Source organism: Kribbella amoyensis, from assembly GCF_007828865.1.
GTDB classification, from domain to species: domain Bacteria; phylum Actinomycetota; class Actinomycetes; order Propionibacteriales; family Kribbellaceae; genus Kribbella; species Kribbella amoyensis.
Genome location: NZ_VIVK01000001.1, coordinates 1,542,308 through 1,558,640 on the forward strand (window position 1 = coordinate 1,542,308; position 16,333 = coordinate 1,558,640).

At 70.7% G+C, this 16,333-nt stretch carries 18 protein-coding genes and 1 riboswitch; of the genes, 5 read left to right on the forward strand and 13 right to left on the reverse strand.

The genetic code is table 11. The features are described from left to right. Positions 1-7 precede the first annotated feature (7 nt). Genes FB561_RS07380 through FB561_RS07405 form a run of 6 tightly spaced genes read right to left on the reverse strand, consistent with a single transcriptional unit; the run spans position 8 to position 6,632 of the window. Positions 8-847 carry an amidohydrolase family protein gene (locus FB561_RS07380; protein WP_145804355.1) on the reverse strand — a complete coding sequence of 280 codons (840 nt, stop codon included), beginning with the start codon at positions 845-847 and terminating at the stop codon, positions 8-10. Beyond that, positions 844-2,361 carry a sugar ABC transporter ATP-binding protein gene (locus FB561_RS07385; RefSeq protein ID WP_145804357.1) on the reverse strand — a complete coding sequence of 506 codons (1,518 nt, stop codon included), beginning with the start codon at positions 2,359-2,361 and terminating at the stop codon, positions 844-846. Before FB561_RS07385 ends, FB561_RS07380 begins: the two co-directional genes overlap by 4 nt. Further along, positions 2,358-3,353, reverse strand: a complete 996-nt coding sequence (locus FB561_RS07390; protein WP_145804359.1) for an ABC transporter permease — start codon at positions 3,351-3,353, stop codon at positions 2,358-2,360. Before FB561_RS07390 ends, FB561_RS07385 begins: the two co-directional genes overlap by 4 nt. Continuing rightward, positions 3,350-4,453 (reverse strand): ABC transporter permease, encoded by a 1,104-nt coding sequence (locus tag FB561_RS07395; protein WP_202880559.1) that lies wholly within the window; start codon positions 4,451-4,453, stop codon positions 3,350-3,352. Before FB561_RS07395 ends, FB561_RS07390 begins: the two co-directional genes overlap by 4 nt. Continuing rightward, entirely contained in the window at positions 4,450-5,544 is a 1,095-nt protein-coding gene (locus FB561_RS07400; protein WP_238334695.1) for a mandelate racemase/muconate lactonizing enzyme family protein, read from the reverse strand. The genes FB561_RS07395 and FB561_RS07400 overlap by 4 nt, the downstream gene beginning before the upstream one ends. Next, entirely contained in the window at positions 5,541-6,632 is a 1,092-nt protein-coding gene (locus tag FB561_RS07405; RefSeq protein ID WP_145804361.1) for a sugar ABC transporter substrate-binding protein, read from the reverse strand. Before FB561_RS07405 ends, FB561_RS07400 begins: the two co-directional genes overlap by 4 nt. 138 nt (positions 6,633-6,770) lie before the next feature. Here FB561_RS07405 and FB561_RS07410 point away from each other — a divergent pair, with 138 nt between their 5' ends. From FB561_RS07410 to FB561_RS07425, 4 genes are read left to right on the forward strand one after another with little or no spacing between them, the layout of a single operon-like run. Next, positions 6,771-7,466, forward strand: coding sequence for a GntR family transcriptional regulator (locus tag FB561_RS07410; RefSeq protein WP_145804363.1), 696 nt, complete (start codon positions 6,771-6,773; stop codon positions 7,464-7,466). 24 nt (positions 7,467-7,490) lie between these two features. Continuing rightward, positions 7,491-8,342, forward strand: a complete 852-nt coding sequence (locus tag FB561_RS07415) for a fumarylacetoacetate hydrolase family protein (RefSeq protein ID WP_145804365.1) — start codon at positions 7,491-7,493, stop codon at positions 8,340-8,342. A gap of 9 nt (positions 8,343-8,351) precedes the next feature. After that, positions 8,352-9,017: a class I SAM-dependent DNA methyltransferase gene (locus FB561_RS07420; protein WP_145804367.1), complete on the forward strand. Its 666-nt coding sequence runs from the start codon at positions 8,352-8,354 to the stop codon at positions 9,015-9,017. Then, positions 9,014-9,391 carry a VOC family protein gene (locus FB561_RS07425; protein WP_145804369.1) on the forward strand — a complete coding sequence of 126 codons (378 nt, stop codon included), beginning with the start codon at positions 9,014-9,016 and terminating at the stop codon, positions 9,389-9,391. The genes FB561_RS07420 and FB561_RS07425 overlap by 4 nt, the downstream gene beginning before the upstream one ends. A gap of 1,032 nt (positions 9,392-10,423) precedes the next feature. Here FB561_RS07425 and FB561_RS07430 read toward each other — a convergent pair. The 5 genes from FB561_RS07430 to FB561_RS07450 form a co-directional block, all read right to left on the reverse strand. After that, the gene (locus FB561_RS07430; protein WP_145804371.1) at positions 10,424-10,810 is read right to left on the reverse strand and encodes a hypothetical protein; all 387 of its coding nucleotides are present in this window, start codon (positions 10,808-10,810) and stop codon (positions 10,424-10,426) included. Further along, positions 10,807-11,961 (reverse strand): alpha/beta hydrolase, encoded by a 1,155-nt coding sequence (locus FB561_RS07435; protein ID WP_145804373.1) that lies wholly within the window; start codon positions 11,959-11,961, stop codon positions 10,807-10,809. Before FB561_RS07435 ends, FB561_RS07430 begins: the two co-directional genes overlap by 4 nt. 88 nt (positions 11,962-12,049) lie before the next feature. Then, entirely contained in the window at positions 12,050-12,601 is a 552-nt protein-coding gene (locus tag FB561_RS07440; protein ID WP_145804375.1) for a histidine phosphatase family protein, read from the reverse strand. Beyond that, on the reverse strand, positions 12,598-13,377 hold the full coding sequence (locus tag FB561_RS07445; protein WP_145804377.1) for a CbtA family protein: 780 nt from the start codon (positions 13,375-13,377) through the stop codon (positions 12,598-12,600). The genes FB561_RS07440 and FB561_RS07445 overlap by 4 nt, the downstream gene beginning before the upstream one ends. 62 nt (positions 13,378-13,439) lie before the next feature. Then, positions 13,440-13,637 (reverse strand): CbtB domain-containing protein, encoded by a 198-nt coding sequence (locus tag FB561_RS07450; protein ID WP_202880560.1) that lies wholly within the window; start codon positions 13,635-13,637, stop codon positions 13,440-13,442. 18 nt (positions 13,638-13,655) lie between these two features. Continuing rightward, positions 13,656-13,806, reverse strand: a riboswitch (cobalamin riboswitch). A 69-nt stretch (positions 13,807-13,875) separates the two neighbouring features. Here FB561_RS07450 and FB561_RS07455 point away from each other — a divergent pair. Continuing rightward, the gene (locus FB561_RS07455; RefSeq protein WP_145804379.1) at positions 13,876-14,514 is read left to right on the forward strand and encodes a LysE family translocator; all 639 of its coding nucleotides are present in this window, start codon (positions 13,876-13,878) and stop codon (positions 14,512-14,514) included. Positions 14,515-14,520: 6 nt separating this feature from the next. Here FB561_RS07455 and FB561_RS07460 read toward each other — a convergent pair whose 3' ends face one another. Together FB561_RS07460 and FB561_RS07465 are read right to left on the reverse strand one after the other, a co-directional pair. After that, positions 14,521-15,897: an MFS transporter gene (locus FB561_RS07460; RefSeq protein WP_145804380.1), complete on the reverse strand. Its 1,377-nt coding sequence runs from the start codon at positions 15,895-15,897 to the stop codon at positions 14,521-14,523. Positions 15,898-15,958: 61 nt separating this feature from the next. Continuing rightward, positions 15,959-16,327 carry a DUF1304 domain-containing protein gene (locus tag FB561_RS07465; protein ID WP_145804382.1) on the reverse strand — a complete coding sequence of 123 codons (369 nt, stop codon included), beginning with the start codon at positions 16,325-16,327 and terminating at the stop codon, positions 15,959-15,961. Positions 16,328-16,333 lie beyond the last annotated feature (6 nt).

The window sequence follows — 16,333 nt, forward strand, 5'->3', positions numbered from 1 at the left end:
GGCCGCGCTAGAGGTGGTAGATCCGGCGGGCGGTCTCGCCGAAGACCTGGTCGCGTTCGGCGGCGGCCAGGCCGGCCGTCAGCTGCTCGGCGGCCTCCACCACCTCGGCGTAGGTCGCGGCGAGCAGGCAGACCGGCCAGTCGGAGCCGAACATCACCCGGTCCGGGCCGAACGCGTCCAGCACCACGTCCGCGTACGGCTTCAGGTCGTCGGTCTTCCAGTCGGTCCAGGGCGCTTCGGTGACCATGCCGGACAGCTTGCAGGACACGTTCGGCAGCTCGGCGAGCGACCGGATCCCGCTCGCCCAGGGCTCCAGGTCACCGCCGATGGCCGGCTTGGAGATGTGGTCGACCACGAACGACAGCTCCGGCAACGCCCGGGCGCTCTCGATCGCGGCCGGCAGGTGCGGCGTCCTCGTCAGCAGGTCGTACACCAGCCCCGCCTCGGCCACCGCCGCCAGCCCACGCCGTACGTCGGGACGCAGCAGCCACTCCGGGTCCGGCTCGTCGTGGACCTGGTGCCGGATGCCCTTCAACCACTGGCCGTCGGGGCGCTCCCGGAGTCCGGTGAGGGCGGCCTCGACGTCGGGAGCGGTCAGGTCCACCCAACCGACCACCCCGGCGACCAGGTCGTTGCTCTCGGCAATGGCGAGGAACTCGGGTGTCTCGGCGGCCAGCCCGACCGTCTGCACCAGCACGGTCCGACCGATGTCGGCCGCGGCCGCCAGTGGCGCCAGATCGTCGATGCCGAAGTCGCGCCGGATCGGGTCCAGCTCCGGGCCGACCATCCAGGACTGCTCCCGGACGGACAGGTCCCAGACGTGGTGGTGTGCGTCGACTCTGCTCATGCGGCCGTCGTCCCTTCCGCGTGGATCAGCCGGATCACCTGCTGGCTCATCCGGTCGTAGTCGTGGTCGTTCGGTACCTCGCCGCAGACCCGGTGGTCGCGCATCACCACCACCCGGTCGGCCAGGGTGATCATCTCCGGCAGGTCCGAGGTGATCAACAGGATCGCCAGCCCGTGCGCGGCCAGGTCCCAGATCAGGGTGTGGAAGGCGTCCTTGGTCCGGACGTCGATGCCGACCGTGGGCTCGTCGATGATCAGGATCTCGGTCTTCGCCGCCAGCCACTTCGCCAGCGACACCTTCTGCTGGTTCCCACCGGACAACGTCCCGGCGTACTGCGCGGGCGAGGCGATCCGGATCCCGAGCTGCTCCACGTACTCGGCGACCAGCGCGGCCTCTGCCTTGGCCGGGACGTACCCGAGCGCCTTGCGGAGCCGGTCCCACACCGTGACGGCGATGTTCCGGCTGACCGGCTGGTCGAGGAAGACGCCCTCTTCCTTGCGGTTCTCGGTGACGTAGCCGATCCGGTGGTTCCGCAGGGCGTCGCGGACGTTGCGGATCCGGACCGCCTGGCCGCGGACCCGGACCTCGCCGGCGGTGATCCGGTCCAGCCCGAGCAGCGCCTTCGCCAGTTCGCTCCGGCCGGCGCCGACCAGCCCGTACAACCCGACGATCTCGCCCGGCCGGACCTGGAGATCCACGTCCGCATGCCCGGTCGCCGTCCCGACCCCGCACAGCTCGAGCAAGGGCGCCGCCTCGGTGTCGACGGTCCGCGGTGGCAGGGTGAGTGCCTCGTGCACCCGGCCGACCATCAGGTCGACCACCTCGTCCCGGGTCAGCTCGGTCAGGTCACCGGACTCCAGCACCGACGTGCCGTCGCGGAGGACCGTGACGGTGTCGCAGATCTGGAAGACCTCCTCCAGCTTGTGACTGACGAAGAGCACCGCGCAGCCGGCGTCCTTCAGCTTGCCGACCACGTGGAACAGCCGGTCGGCTTCGTTCGGCGTGATGGAGGCGGTGGGCTCGTCGAGCAGCAGCACCCGGCTCTGGACCGACAGCGCCTTGGCGATCTCGACCAGCTGAGCCTGGGCCACCGACAGCTCGGTGACCGGCTGGTCCGGATCGAGGTCGAGGTCGAGCTCGGCCAGCCAGCGCTTCGCCTCGGCCCGGATCGCGGCCCGGTCCACCAGCCCGCGCGCGGTGGGCAACGCCTGGAGCAGGATGTTCTCGCCGACGGTGAAGCCGGGGATCAGGTTGCGTTCCTGGTGGACGACGCCGATCCCCGCCGACGCGGACTCGTGCGGCGAGCCGAACCGCACCTCGTCGCCGTCGAGCAGCAGCCGGCCACCGTCGGGGCGGTACAGCCCGGTGATGACCTTGATCAGGGTCGACTTGCCCGCGCCGTTCTCGCCGAGCAGCGCGTGCACCGACCCGGCCTCCAGGCTCAGCGTCACCCCGTCGAGAGCGCGGACGCCGGGGAACAGCTTGTCCACCTGGTCCGCCCGGAACAGCGTCACGAGACACCTCCCGCCACCACCGCGTCCGGTGATTTCACGACCGTCCGGCGTTGCTGCCGCCGGGTACGGACCTGGCCGAGCACCACCGAGCCGAGCACGACGGCGCCGACCACGAAGTTCACCCAGCTCGGCTCGAGCGAGAACTCGGCCCGGGCGGTGTCGACGAAGCGCACCACGAACGCGGCCAGGACCGTCCCGAGCACGACCGCGGATCCACCGGTGAGCAGGGCGCCGCCGATGATCGGGGCCGCGAAGCTCGGCAGCAGCCAGTCCCCGCCGATGCTCTTGTTCACCCCCGGCGACGACGCGACGGTGAGGATCGCGGCCACGCCGAGGATCGCCCCCGAGGTGGTGTGCGCGATGATCACCGACCGGTCCGTGGAGATCCCGGACAACTTGGCGGCCACCGGATTCCCACCGGAGGCGAGCAACTGCCGACCGGGGACGGTCCGGCGCAGCATCACCGCGAGCAACCCGGCCACGGCCAGCGCCACCAGGAAGATCAACGGCAGCACCCCGAACAGCGCGTACGACCCGAACGTCTTCAACGCCGCCGGATACGCGTCGACGGTCCGCGTCCCGACCAGCCTGTACTGCACGCCGAGCAGCACCGTCATCGTCGCCAGGGTCACGATGAACCCGTTGATCCGGGTCAGCACCACGAGCAGTCCGTTCGCCGCGCCGGCCGCACTCGCCAGCAGGAACCCGCTCAGCAACGCGAGCGGCGCCGGTACTCCGTGATCGGCCATCAGCACGCCCATCGCGACCGCGGCGAATCCACCGATCGCGCCCACGGCCAAGTTCAGCTGTCCCACTGCGAGAACCACCATCTGAGCCAATCCGATCAGGACCGGCACCGCCAGGAACTGAAGGAGCACTCGCAGGGAATTCGCTGTGAGCAGGTCACCGCCGGAAGCGATCACCAGACCGACGAAGAACACCCCGCAGATGACCAGCAACGTCATCTCGGTCGTCTTCACGAACCGCTTCATCGGCGCCGCCCTCCTCGTCCCGGCGACAACGCCCGCCGATCCGACAACACGGTCCTGATCCGGTCGGTGGACAGCGCGAGCAGCAGGATCAGGCCGAGGTAGATGTTCAGGCTCTCCAGGCCGACCCCGAGCAGGTCGAGGCCCTTGCGGATCACCGACGTGAGCGCGGTCCCGAGCAGGGTGCCCCAGACCGAGATGAACCCGCCGGCCAGCAACGTGCCGCCGAGGATCGGGCCGAGGAAGGACGGCAGCATGAACTCCTCGCCGATCGTCGCCTTGATCGACCCGGTGCTGACCGCGAGCATGAACCCGGCCAGCGCTGCCAGGCAGCCCGACATCGCGTGTGCCGTGATCACCCGGCGCGCGGTCGGGATCCCGGACAGCTCGGCCGCCTTGACCGAGGTGCCGGTCAGCAGCAGCTCACGCCCGAGCCGGGTCCGGCTGTAGATCCAGCCGACCACGGCCATCGCGATCACCGCGAACATTGCCAGCTGCGGAATCGCCGGTGAGCCGCAGACGTTCCCGACGCACACGTCCGCGAGCGAGTAGTTGCGCAGCTCCCGCATCCCGGCCGGCTTGGTGACGAAGGCGGCGTTCTCGGTCAGCGCGGTGTAGACCAGCGGGATCAGGCCCAGCAGCAGGAAGTCCAGGGCGAGCGTGACCACGAACGAGTTCACCCCGGTCCGCGCGATCACCCAGCCCGCCAGCGCGCCGATCGCGGTGCCGGCGATCAGGCCGACCAGCAGCCCGGCGTACAGGCCGAAGTGCCACAGGTCGTACGAGATGCCGGTGAGCATCATCGAGAACGCCGCCATCCGGCCGACGGCGAGGTTCATGTGGCCGATCGACAGCACGCACAGCTGGGCCAGCCCGACCACGGTGAACATGGCGATGTCCCGGAGCAACGGGAAGATCACCAGCTGCTGGTTGAAGAACGCGGGCCGCAGCAGTCCGAACACGGTGGCCAGGGCGACCACCAGGATCAGCAGGCCGATCCGCTGGTTCGCCCACCACGGGGTCCGGCTGCCGCGCGGTGGTTCGGTGGGGGTCTCCGGTTCCTGCAGCGCGGCGGTGGCCGTCTCCGAAACCGGAGCGCTCACGAGACCCGCCGGTCGTCGATCGCGTCGCGGTTCCAGTCGATCCCGAGCCCCGGCGCGTCCGGCGCGACCGCGTGCCCGTCGGCGATCTCCATCTCGGTGTGCGTGATCGCCCGCAACTGCGGGATGTGCTCCACGTACCGCCCGTTCGGCACCGCCGCGGTCAGGCTGACGTGCAGCTCCATCAGGAAGTGCGGGCAGACCTCGAGATTGAACGTCTCGGCCAGGTGCGCCACCTTGAGCCACGGCGTGATCCCGCCGATCCGGGCCACGTCCACCTGGACGATCCCGGCCGCACCGGCGGCGACGTACTCGCGGAACTGCGACACCGAGTACATCGACTCGCCGACCGCGATCGGGATCGCCGTGGACTCGGCCAGCCGGACGTGGCCGGTCAGGTCGTCGGCGGGCAACGGTTCCTCGAACCAGCTCAGGTCGATCGGTTCGAACGCCCTGGCCCGGCGCTTCGCCTCGGCGTACGTCATCGACTGGTTCGCGTCGACCATGATGTCGAGCCCGGGTCCGACCGCGTCCCGGACTGCCTGCAGGCGTTCGAGGTCCTCGTGCACCCGGGGTTTGCCGACCTTCAGCTTGACCCCGGGCCAGCCCGCCTTCTGCGACGCGAGTGCGCCCGCGACCAGCTGGTCCGTTGTCAGGTGCAACCAACCGCCCTCGGTGTCGTACAGCGGGACGCGCTGCCGGAAGCCACCGGCCAGCCGCCACAACGGTTCACCGGCCCGGCGGCAGCGCAGGTCCCACAACGCGGTGTCGACCGCGGCCAGCGCCAACGAGGTGATCGCGCCGACCGTGGTCGCCCGGGTGGAGGCGAACAGGTCGAACCACAACCCCTCCACGTTCCGCGCGTCCGCCCCGATCAACCGCGGCAGCAGGTGATCGCGCAACATCGCCAGCACCGAGGTCCCCCCGGTACCGATCGTGTACGAGTAGCCCAGCCCGGTCCGGCCGTCGGAGGTCTCCAGCTCGACGAAGAGCGTCTCCTGCTTGAGGAAGGCCTGGACCGCGTCGGTCCGGACGGTCTCGACCTCGAGGTCGACCAGGAACGCCTCGGCCCTGGTGATCGCCGGCGTACTCACTGGCAGCTCAGCTGGGACGCGAACTCGGTCTGCAACGCCTTGGTCTTGGCCTTGCGTTCCTCGTCGTAGCTGTCCACGGTGTCCTTGGTCACCACGAACGACCCGGAGTCGACGATGACGCCCGGCTGCTTCATCGTGCACTGCTTCGACCCGAGCAGGGCGAGCAGCCAGCCGCCGACGTACGCCTGGCCGACCGGGTTCTGCGCCACGGTCGCGGCGACCCCGCCGGACTTGATCCCGGTCAGGATCTTGGCGTCGTCGTCGATCGCGACCACCTTGATCGGGAGCTTGCTGCTGATCACACCGTCCGCGGCCGCCACCGCCGGGTTGTACGCGGTGGTGACGATGCCCTTGATGTCCTGGCCCTTCGAGGCGAGCAGGTCGGCGACCGCCTTCTGCGCGGTCTGCAGGTCCTTGTCGATGTCGGTGATCACCGGCAACTCGGTGACCTTGCCGTTGGTCTCCCCGACCGCCTTCTTCACCCCGGCGATCCGGCGCTGGGTGTTGGAGTCGACGTTGTTCCCGGTCAGGTGCACGATCGTGCCCTCGCCGCCGATCGCGTCGATGGTCGCCTTCGCCGCCTTGTACGCCGCGGCCTCGACGTCGGTGGACAGGCAGAAGTCGGCCGAGTTGGTGTCCCCGGCCGGGCAGGACGCCAGCGAGCCGACCGCGAACCCCTTCGCCTTCAGGTCCTCGAAGGTGGTGTTGATGTCGGTCGGCGAGACCCCGAAGATGCCGAACGCGTTGTACCCCTGCGCGGCCAGCGAGTTGACCACGTTGTTCTGCTTGCCCTGGTCCCACTCGCCGGTCTCGTTGAAGGTGACGTCACCGAGCTTGAAGTCCGCCTTGTCCTGCTCGGCGGTCGTCTTCCAGGGCTGGAAGTACGGGTGTGCGCCGCCGGGGATCAGCGCCAGCTTCACGCCGGAGCCGTCCTTCAGCTCGACCGGTCCGCCCGACGTCCCGGTGGAGGCGTCGTCACCAGCGGTGCCTCCGGCGGTGTCGGTCCCGCTCTTGGTGGTGCAGCCCGTCGCTGCCAGCGCGACGACGGCCAGCCCGGCGGCGGTCCTGCGGTACCAGGACGAGTTCATCGGCACGCCTCCTCAAAGATCCTATAGGATATTGCGAACCTGATGCTGCCGCCTCACACTGGTGGCGTCAAGACTTGCTCCGGTAACGGCCACGTCGATGGCCGGACCTGGGCAGTATGGTGCTTCAGAGGAGGCGACGTGACCGATGCGCATGTGGGCCTGGCGGGGCAGCTCACACGTCTGCCCCAGCGTCAGGTCCTGAGCGACGACGTCTACGAGACGGTCAAGGGCCTGATCATGGACAGCGTGGTCGAGCCTGGCACCCGGCTGAACATCGACGCGCTGACCCGGGAACTCGGCATCTCCCAGACCCCGATCCGCGAGTCGCTGGCCCGGCTCGAGTCCGACGGCCTGGTGATCAAGGAGCCGCTGCGCGGGTACCGGGTGTCCTCGACGCTGACCCGGTCCGAGTTCGAGGACCTGTTCGAGTACCGGCTGCTGATCGAACCGTGGGCGGCCGGCCGCGCCGCCGAGCGGACCGCGCCGCCGGACCTGGCCCGGCTCAAGGACGAGATGCTCAGCTACACCGACGTCCCGGACCGGCCGGACTACGACAGCTACAAGGCGATGGCCGCGCACGACCAGCGCTTCCACGACCTGGTCCTGAAGCTCTCCGGCAACGAGACGGCCCGGCTGTCCTTCGCCCGGACCCACTGTCACCTGCACCTCTTCCGGCTGTACTACGGGGGCGGCATCGCGACCAAGGCCCTGCGCGAGCACAAGGCGATCGTGGCCGCCGTCCGCAAGGGCGACCCGGACGAGGCCGCCGCCGCGATGCGTTCCCACATCGAAGCGTCCCGGGCCCGCCTGCGTCCGGTGTTCGACAAGGAATGACCTCTCGCCGCTAGGAGAAAATCTGTGGAACTGCTCCGCCTCGGGGCGGTCGGTGCCGAGCGCCCGTACGTGCGCGCCGCCGACGGCACCGTCTTCGACCTCAGCTCCGTCACCGCCGACATCGACGGCGCCTTCCTCGGTTCGGACGGGATCGCCCGGGCCCGGGCCGCGCTCGACGCCGGGTCACTGCCGGCCGCCGACGTCGAGGGTCTGCGGGTGGGAGCGCCGATTGCGAAGCCGGCCGCCGTGGTCTGCATCGGGCAGAACTACGCGGCCCACGCCGCCGAGTCCGGGGCCGAGCCGCCGAAGGACCCGATCGTCTTCTTCAAGCACCCGAACACCGTCGTCGGCCCGTACGACGACGTGCTGGTCCCGCGCGGCTCCACCAAGACCGACTGGGAGGTCGAGCTCGCCGTCGTGATCGGCAAGCAGGCGCGCTACCTGTCCTCGGACGAGGAGGCGCTCGCCTGCATCGCGGGGTACGCGGTGTCCAACGACGTGTCGGAGCGGGCGTTCCAGCTCGAGGTGTCCGGCGGCCAATGGTCCAAGGGCAAGTGCTGCGAGACCTTCAACCCGCTCGGCCCGGCGCTGGTCCCGGCCGACGAGGTGGGCGACCCGCAGAACCTCGACCTGAAGTCCTGGGTCAACGGCGAGCCCCGGCAGGCCTCGAACACCCGGGACATGATCTTCAGCGTGGCTGCGCTCGTCCGCGACCTCTCGCAGTACCTGACCCTCGACCCGGGCGACCTGGTCAACACCGGTACCCCGGAAGGTGTGGCCCTGTCCGGCCGTTTCCCGTACCTCGCCGCGGGCGACACCATGGAGTGCGAGATCCAGGGTCTCGGCCGCCAGCGGCAGACCCTCACCCAGGCCTGATATCGGGCCATGACCGACCCTTCCCTCCTGCAGGACATCCGCACCTCCTACGACACCGTCGCGGCCTCGTACGCCGAACTCGTGCGCGGCGGTGACGCCTGGGAGCTGCCGGTTCTCGGCATCTTCGCGAACCTCGTACCGCCGGGCGCCCGGGTACTCGACGTGGGCTGCGGGCCCGGCCGGGTGACGGCGATCCTGCGGTCGCTCGGCCTCGACGCGTCCGGCGTCGACCTGTCGCCGGGGATGATCGAGATCGCCCGGCGCGACCACCCGCACGTCCCGTTCGAGGTCGGCACGATGACCGCACTCGACTGCCCGGACGGCGACCTCGGCGGCCTCGTCGCCTGGTGGTCGATCGTGCACCTCCCGCGCGAGGTGCTCCCGCAGGTGCTGGCCGAGTTCCACCGGGTACTGGCCCCGGGCGGACGGTTGCTGATCGGCTTCCACGTCGGCGACACCCAGCGGCACAAGGACTCCGGGTACGGCGGACACGCGATGTCGGTCGACGTCTACCGCTGGCTCCCGGACCGCCTCACCGCCTTGGCGACCGCGGCCGGGTTCACCGTCGAGGCCCAGCTCGTCACCGACCCGGCCGGCGAAGTCCCCGGCGGGCGGCTGCTCTTCCACAAATCCGGTGGCGGCGACGGGACCACCTGCGCCACCCTCGGCGCATGACCTCGCTCGTCCGCACCGTGACCTTCGACGCCCGTGATCCCTACCAACTGGCCGGCTTCTGGCTCCAGGTATTCGGGGTGGAGCGGCCCGACGACGACCACCCCGGGGAGCCGTACGCCGCGGTGCCGACCCCGACGGTCAAGCTGCTGTTCGAGCAGAACGACGACGCCCGGGTGGTCAAGAACCGGGTCCACCTCGACCTCGAACCAGACATCCCCCGGGACCAGGAGATCGAGCGCCTACTCGCCCTCGGCGCCACCCTCGCCGAAGACCGCCGCGAACCCGACGGCAAAGGCTGGGCCGTCCTGCGAGACCCCGAAGGCAACGAGTTCTGCGTCCTCCGCTCCCTCCCCGAACGAGCCACCAACCCCTGATCCCCCACCACCCCACGCGCGCCCCACCACCCTCGCGCGGCCCCACCCCGTCGCGCGCCCCCTCGCCCTCGCGCGCCCCCTCGCGCCTCGCCCTGGCGTCTCGCCCTCGCGCCTCGCCCCCGCTCGCTACCTCGCCGCTCGCCGCTCACGTCACCGCGACTTTGTGCACGCACCAGCCACCAAGCGCACCCCAAAACGGCTGATCCGCGCACAAGGACGCTGCGCGACGGCCAGTACCCGCACAAAGACGGCGATGGCTAGGCGGGAGCTGAAGTGCTGGCACCCGCAGCTCTAGCCCCTCGCCCCCGCTCCCCCGGCGCTCGCCCCTCACCGCCACCGCGACTTTGTGCACACACCAGCCACCAAGCGCACCCCAAAACGGCTGACCCACGCACAAGGACGACGCGCGACGGCCAGTACGCGCACAAAGACGGCGATGGCTAGGCGGGAGCTGACGTGCTGGCACCCGCAGCTCACGCCCCTCGCTCCCACTCGCTCTCCCGCCGCCCGCCTCTCGCCGCCACCGCGACTTTGTGCACGCACCAGCCACCAAGAGCACCCCAGAACGGCTGACCCACGCACAAGGACGCTGCGCGACGCCTGGTACGCGCACAAAGACGCGACGGCCAGGCGGGAAGCAGAGGTGCTGATGCCCGGAGCTCTCCCCCCTCGCCCGCGCTCGCTCCCCCGCCGCCCACCCCTCACCGCCACCGCGACTTTATGCACACACCAGCCACCAAGAGCACCCCAAAACGGCTGACCCACGCACAAAGACGACGCGCGACGGCTGGTCTGCGCACAAAGACGCGATGGCTAGGCGGGAGCTGAGGCGGTGATGCCGGCGGCGCTCGTCGTGCTCGTACCCGGCGGCGGGCGCTCGTCGTGCTCGTACCCGGCGGCGGGCGCTCGTCGTGCTCGTACCCGGCGGCGGGCGCTCGTCGTGCTCGTACCCGGCGGCGGGCGCTCGTCGTGCTCGTACCCGGCGGCGGGCGCTCGTCGTGCTCGTACCCGGCGGTGGTGCTGGTGGTGGGGTCAGAGTGGGGTTTCGCCGACCAGGGTGATGCGCCAATCGGTCGTCCAGGCGTGGACTGCGACGTCGTAGCCGTCGCGTCTCGCGATGGCTCGGTGGTGGCCGTTCTCCTCCGGGGGGACCTCGGCCGTCCAGCCGCGGGAGCTGAAGGCTTCGGCGGCGGATCGGACGGCGGCCGCCGGGTCCGGGGCAGCTGGGTTGCCGGTCTGGACCGTGATGCTGCAGACCGTCTCGGCGCCGCGGCCGTCGAACAGGACGCCCGGGGTGATCGGCCCCGAGTCCCGGGTCACGACCGGGTCCTGGTCCGGGACGACCGCGGCGGCGACGGCGAGCAGCTCGGCCCGGAGGAAGTCGTGGGCCTGGCGAAGGTCGGTGCGAGCGTTGTTCATCGGGCCGGTCCTTCCGGTCGGCGGGAGTGCGCGGGCGCGACCGGCCGCGACGGAGTACGAGCGGCCGCTCCGTCGGTACCGGCGGAGCGCCCGGCGGGTACGTCCTTGGCAGCGGCGCGGGCGGACTCGCGGGACGGTTTGTGCAAGGACACGACCCCGTCGTACACCTTCGCCGCGGTCCCCACGACCGCGTTCATCCCTGGCCCCCAGGACGCACCGAGGACCAGCTTGGTCTCCTCCGCGCGGGTGGTCGCCGTGGTGGTGATGGCCGACAGGTCCCCGCGGACCACCCGGCCGATGTTGCGCAGGGCCTCGCTGTTCGGGCGGTAGTACTCGTTGTGCCAATGCACCGAGACCGCCTCGTCGTTGGCCAGTGGGTCGTTGGTGGCCATCCGGATCGCGTCCGGGAAGGTCGCCGGGTCCGGCCCGTGCCACTCGGTGTACGCGACGTAGTCACCGGGCGCGCGTTCGACGTACAGCCGGGTCGGTTGGTCGACCAGGTCGGCGGCCTCGTCCACGTGCTTGGCGATCCCCGGGGACCCGGTCATGACGACCCGGTCGGCGTGCGCACCTGCGAGCAGCGCCTGCCCGGCCACTTCCGTACCGTAGCTGTGCGCGACCAGTGTGGTATTTGCGTCGGGCAACTTCATCTCGTCGAGCTCGGTCAGGAACCCGGCCAGCCGCGGTCCGCCTTCCAATGCGGGCGCCTTGCTGATCGCCTGCGGGAAGCCCCGCGGCGAGTCGTAGTCGAGCCACACGACGGTCGCCGTCCCGGGCCCGGCCTCGGTCCGGATCAGGTCACCCCGGTCCGACTGGCCGCGGAAGGTTTCCAGGCTGTTGCCCATTCCCGGGACGAGGACGGCGACGTTCCGCGCGCCGGCCAGGTCGCCGTGCACCTCGACCGCCCGGCCCTGGCCCTCGGGATCGACCGAGAGGAACTGGCGGTTCCGCTTGACCTCGACAACCTTGCCGTCGGCACCGACCTCGGTGGAGACGACAGGAGTGAGCAGTTCGCTGATCGTGGCCAGCCGGGTCCGGTCGGCCTCGGTCGCGGTCCCCTCGTCGGTCGCGGCCTGCAACCGGTCGCGAGCCGCGAGCAGGCGCGCGTGGTTGGCGCGGTAACGCTCTTCGAGCTGCTCGGCATCCGGCATCGCGACTCCCCGTGACAGTCGGTCACCCGGGCATCACACCGGGCTTCCGGCAGTCTGGCACCGGAAACGGCTGACGGGAAGTAGTAACTCAGTGGAAGGCGAGTGACCAGTTGCCGGCGCGCAGGGAAAGCTCCACCGCCGCAAGTGGCCGGACGTCCACGTGCCGCAGCGACTCGGCCGGCGCTTCCAACACGTACAGCACTGCCGCCCGGACCACGGCCGGATGCACCACGGCGACGACCGTACTGCGCTCGTCGTGCCGCTGACCGAGATCGCCGAGCCAGTCGGCGACCCGGGTGATCAGGTCGTTCTCGGTCTCGCCGTTCGGCGGGGCGGTGTGCGGGCGGTCGAGCCATGCGGCGACCCGGTCCGGCTCGGCCGCGAGCAACTCCTCGAGGTTCCGCCCGGACCAGTCGCCGTACTGCCGATCGCGGAGCGCGGCGTCCACGGTCGGGGTCAGGCCGAGCACCTCGGCGGTCCGGACCGCGGCCGGTTCGGGACCGCAGTACGCGTGATCGGCGGACACCTTGAGCTCGCGGGCAGCGTCGAGCCCGGCCGCATCGGGCGCGGGCTCACCGCCGAGAACGAGGCCGCGGAGGCCTGGGGTCAGGGCATGCGCCAGCAGCCGAAGGGCGGTCACGCGGCCACCACCTCAGACTCGGACTTCGACGGAACGCGACGATCCACGAGCGCAGCGTAACCGAATCCGATCAGGGTCCAGAGCACCGCCTGAGTACCGAGCGAGGCGAACCGGAACTGCCAGAGCAGCGTGGCCGGGAACGACCCCGGCACCTCGTTGATCGCGGGCAGCACCAGGTACGCCGCGACCACGGTCGCCAGGAGCGCCGCACCGCCGACGCCGAGCCGGATCCACGGCGCCTCGCCGAACCGCGCCGCCCAGCGGGACGCGGCCACGCCGGCCCAGATCGCGAGCAACCCGATCACCAGGGTGAGCAGGTAGCTGACCGTGCGTTTGGTAATCGTCTCCGGGTCACCGACCGCGGGCGGGTTCGGCGGGTACTTCAGGAACGGCACCAGCACGATCCCGACGAACCCGGCTGCCGCCAGACCGAGCGCGGCGTACGAGTCGTTGGTGGTCCGCAGTCGCCGGCGCAGCAGCGTGAATCCGACGGCGAAGATGCCGCCGAGCGCGACGCCGTACAGGGCCGTGGCGAGGAAGAGGCCGGCCCGCTGACCGCTCCGGCTGACGAGTGGCTCCTCCTCGTCGGCGGGTGCCGCCTCCGTGCTGGTGTCGTGCGAATCGCCGTGGGTGTGCGCGGCGCCGCCAGCCTCTTCGATCGCGATCGCGGCGTCGATGTGCGGTTCGCCCGTCACGTACGCGAAGGCGCCGGCCAGCAGACCGGCGAAGAGCCCGACGAGGAGTCCGCGCACGACAAGGTTGCCGAAAGTGCGCATGACAGAGTCCTGTCCGTGAGGTTCAGCCCGGAACCCGGGCCGGTGAGGGGTGGAGCAGGACGTCAGTGGCAGGGCACGCCGAGCAGGTGCCGGCCGTCGTGCATCAGCTCGTGCAGGAACATCCCGGAACGGGAGACGGCGCCCTGGTCGAACGCGACCAGGTAAGCCAGCGTCAGCAGCAGACCGACGGTGAGCAGGGCGGTCGCGAGCAGACGCGGCGAGACAGCCGGTACGGCGACCGAGCGAGCAGGAGCGGGCATCGTGAATACCTCCTGGGGAAGTGCGCGTCCCCTTCGAAAGGTCTGCTGGTGCCCGAGCGTCCTGACTCACGAGCAAGCTCGCTCACAGTGGCGCGGCCGTACCGGACTCTCACCGGTTTCCCTCATGGCATCGCAGGTTGTCCTGCGAACCGTAGCGGCCACGTTCGGCAAGGGTCAACGGACGAGACGAGCCGGGTGATGTTTCCCACCGGGTCGCGGACCCACCTACGCTGAGCAGATGCCGTCTGCCCATCACCTGGTCGCGTTCGCCGTCACCGCCTTGGTGATCATCGTCGTCCCCGGACCGAGCGTGCTGTTCATCGTCGGTCGCGCGCTCGCCGTCGGCCGCCGGGAAGCGTTGCTCACGATGGTCGGCAACACGCTCGGCGCCACCGTGATGCTGCTCGCCGTCGCCTTCGGCCTCGGCGCCCTGATCGCGGCCAGCGCCGTCGCCCTGACCGTGGTGAAGCTGGCCGGCGCGGCGTACCTCGTGTATCTCGGCGTGCACGCGTTCCGCACCCGCAAGTCGCTGGCCGAGGCGCTCGCGACCGGGGTGAAGCCGGGCAGCACGCGGCGCGTTCTGCGGCAAGGGTTCCTGGTCGGCGTCACGAACGCGAAGACGGCCGTGTTCTTCGCCGTGGTGTTGCCGCAGTTCGTCGACGCGAAGGCGGGACCGGCGACGGCGCAGATCCTGGTCCTCGGCCTGGTGTTCCTGCTCATCGCCCTGTGCACCGACAGCCTGTGGGCCCTGGTCGCCGGGACGGCGCGGGAGTGGTTCGCCCGATCGCCACGGCGGCTCGAACTGGTCGGTGGGACCGGCGGGCTGATGATCATCGGCCTCGGCGCGAGCATCGCGGTCAGCGGGTCCAAGGAGTAGGCCGGCTCAGGCTCGCGTCCGCCGGGCCGCGACGACACCGAGCAGGGCGAGGGCCGCGGGCAGACCGAACGCGGTCAGGTACGCCGTCGTCGCGGAGTGCGGCTCGAGCGCGGCGAACAGCGAGCCGCCGACCGCCAGTACGGTTGCCGTCAGCAACGAGTCGCTCAGCTGCAAGGCCGAGCTGTTCGCGCCCTGCTGTTCCGGACTCGAGTACTCCAGCACCAGCACCGAGACGGTCGGGAACACGGTCCCCATCCCGAGCCCGGCCAAACCCCAGCCGAGGATCCCGATCACGACCGGGACGTGCTCGTTCAGGGTCGCGGCCGCGATCACGATGCCGAGCAGCAGCGACACCATGCCCGCCTGCAGGAAGACGTGCGGCTCGAACGGCTGGTTCGGCCGGCCGCGGTACCAGGAGGCTGCGGTCCAGCTCAGCGCGCTCACGGTGAGCACGAGCCCCGCGAACGCCGGCGACAGCCCGCGTTCACGGGTCAGCATCAGCGGCAGGAAGACCTCGGCCACGAACCCGGCTGCCGCGACCAGGCCGCGCAACGCGATCACCGCGGGCAGCCCGGCCCCGATCGCGAACGTGCCCTTCGGCAGCAGCCTGGGCGCGAACGAAGCGACCGCGGCCAGACCGACGACGATCAGCGCGAGCTGGAGTACGCCCCGCTGCTGGCCACCGTAGTGGAGCAGCCCGACGCCGACGGCGGCCGCGAGCGCCCACCACGCCTGCCTGTTCCAGAGCTTGCCACTGGTTGTCGCCCGGACGTCACCGCGAGCCAGACCGGGCCGCATGATCAGCGCGGCCGGGATCGCCATCACCGGTACGGCGAGGAAGACGATGCGCCAGTTGGTGTGCTCCACGATCAACCCGGCGATCGCGGGCCCGACCAACGACGGCACCACCCAGCCGGTCGCGAACGCCGCGAAGATCCGCGGTCGCAGCGCCGCCGGGTACAGGTGGCCGACGACCACGTACAACGCGACCGTCAGCAGGCCCGCGCCGAAGCCCTGGATGACGCGGCCGACGACCAGGACCTCCATCGTGGGAGCCAGCCCGGCGATCAGCAGTCCGGCGAGGAACCACGCGGTGCCGTACCAGAGCGGGCGGGTCGGCCCTTTCAGGTCGGACCAGGTGCCCGAGACGACCATCGCGACGACGCCGGAAGCCAGCGGCCCGCCGAACGCGAGGGCATACAGCGACAACCCGTCGAGCGCCTGCGCCACGGTCGGCATCGCGGTGGTGACCGCCAGCGACTCGAACGCGACCAGGGTGATCAGCGCGACCATCCCGACGGTCAGGGCGCGGTACTCCGGCGCGAGCACGCCGGGGGTTCGGGCCGGAGCGCGGGTCGGTTCGTCGGTCGCGGTGGTGGTCATGTCGAAACCTTCAGGCCTCAAGTGCGCTTGAAGTCAACTGGCGACGTCGAGCGATCCTGAATCAGAGCACGGCGGCGAACACCAGCGCGAGGATCGGCGGCACGGCCTGCAACGCGGCGGACCGGACCATCCGCCGGTCCGAGGCAACCAGGACGAGACCGGCCCCGGCCATACAGGCACACGCGAACAGCGCGATCGCGTGACCCCGGTCGCCGCCCGCGACCAGACCGCCGAGCGCCCCGATCGCCAGGAAGAGGTTGTAGAAGCCCTGGTTGAACGCCCACGGCCGCGCCACCTCGGCCTCCTCCGGCGTCCTGATCAGGAACCGCCGGTAGGTGCTCGGCTTGCGGAACAGCACGCTCTCCAGCGCGAAGACGGCGAGGTGGAACACACCGGCCAGGCCGACGAAGATCTGCGCGACGATGCTCACTCCCGC

Coding starts and splice junctions, on each gene's coding strand:
- FB561_RS07380 (WP_145804355.1), bottom strand. CDS start 847: ATGAGCAGAGTCGACGCACACCACCACGTCTGGGACCTGTCCGTCCGG.
- FB561_RS07390 (WP_145804359.1), bottom strand. CDS start 3,353: ATGAAGCGGTTCGTGAAGACGACCGAGATGACGTTGCTGGTCATCTGC.
- FB561_RS07405 (WP_145804361.1), bottom strand. CDS start 6,632: ATGAACTCGTCCTGGTACCGCAGGACCGCCGCCGGGCTGGCCGTCGTC.
- FB561_RS07420 (WP_145804367.1), top strand. CDS start 8,352: ATGACCGACCCTTCCCTCCTGCAGGACATCCGCACCTCCTACGACACC.
- FB561_RS07425 (WP_145804369.1), top strand. CDS start 9,014: ATGACCTCGCTCGTCCGCACCGTGACCTTCGACGCCCGTGATCCCTAC.
- FB561_RS07430 (WP_145804371.1), bottom strand. CDS start 10,810: ATGAACAACGCTCGCACCGACCTTCGCCAGGCCCACGACTTCCTCCGG.
- FB561_RS07435 (WP_145804373.1), bottom strand. CDS start 11,961: ATGCCGGATGCCGAGCAGCTCGAAGAGCGTTACCGCGCCAACCACGCG.
- FB561_RS07445 (WP_145804377.1), bottom strand. CDS start 13,377: ATGCGCACTTTCGGCAACCTTGTCGTGCGCGGACTCCTCGTCGGGCTC.
- FB561_RS07450 (WP_202880560.1), bottom strand. CDS start 13,637: ATGCCCGCTCCTGCTCGCTCGGTCGCCGTACCGGCTGTCTCGCCGCGT.
- FB561_RS07455 (WP_145804379.1), top strand. CDS start 13,876: ATGCCGTCTGCCCATCACCTGGTCGCGTTCGCCGTCACCGCCTTGGTG.
- FB561_RS07460 (WP_145804380.1), bottom strand. CDS start 15,897: ATGACCACCACCGCGACCGACGAACCGACCCGCGCTCCGGCCCGAACC.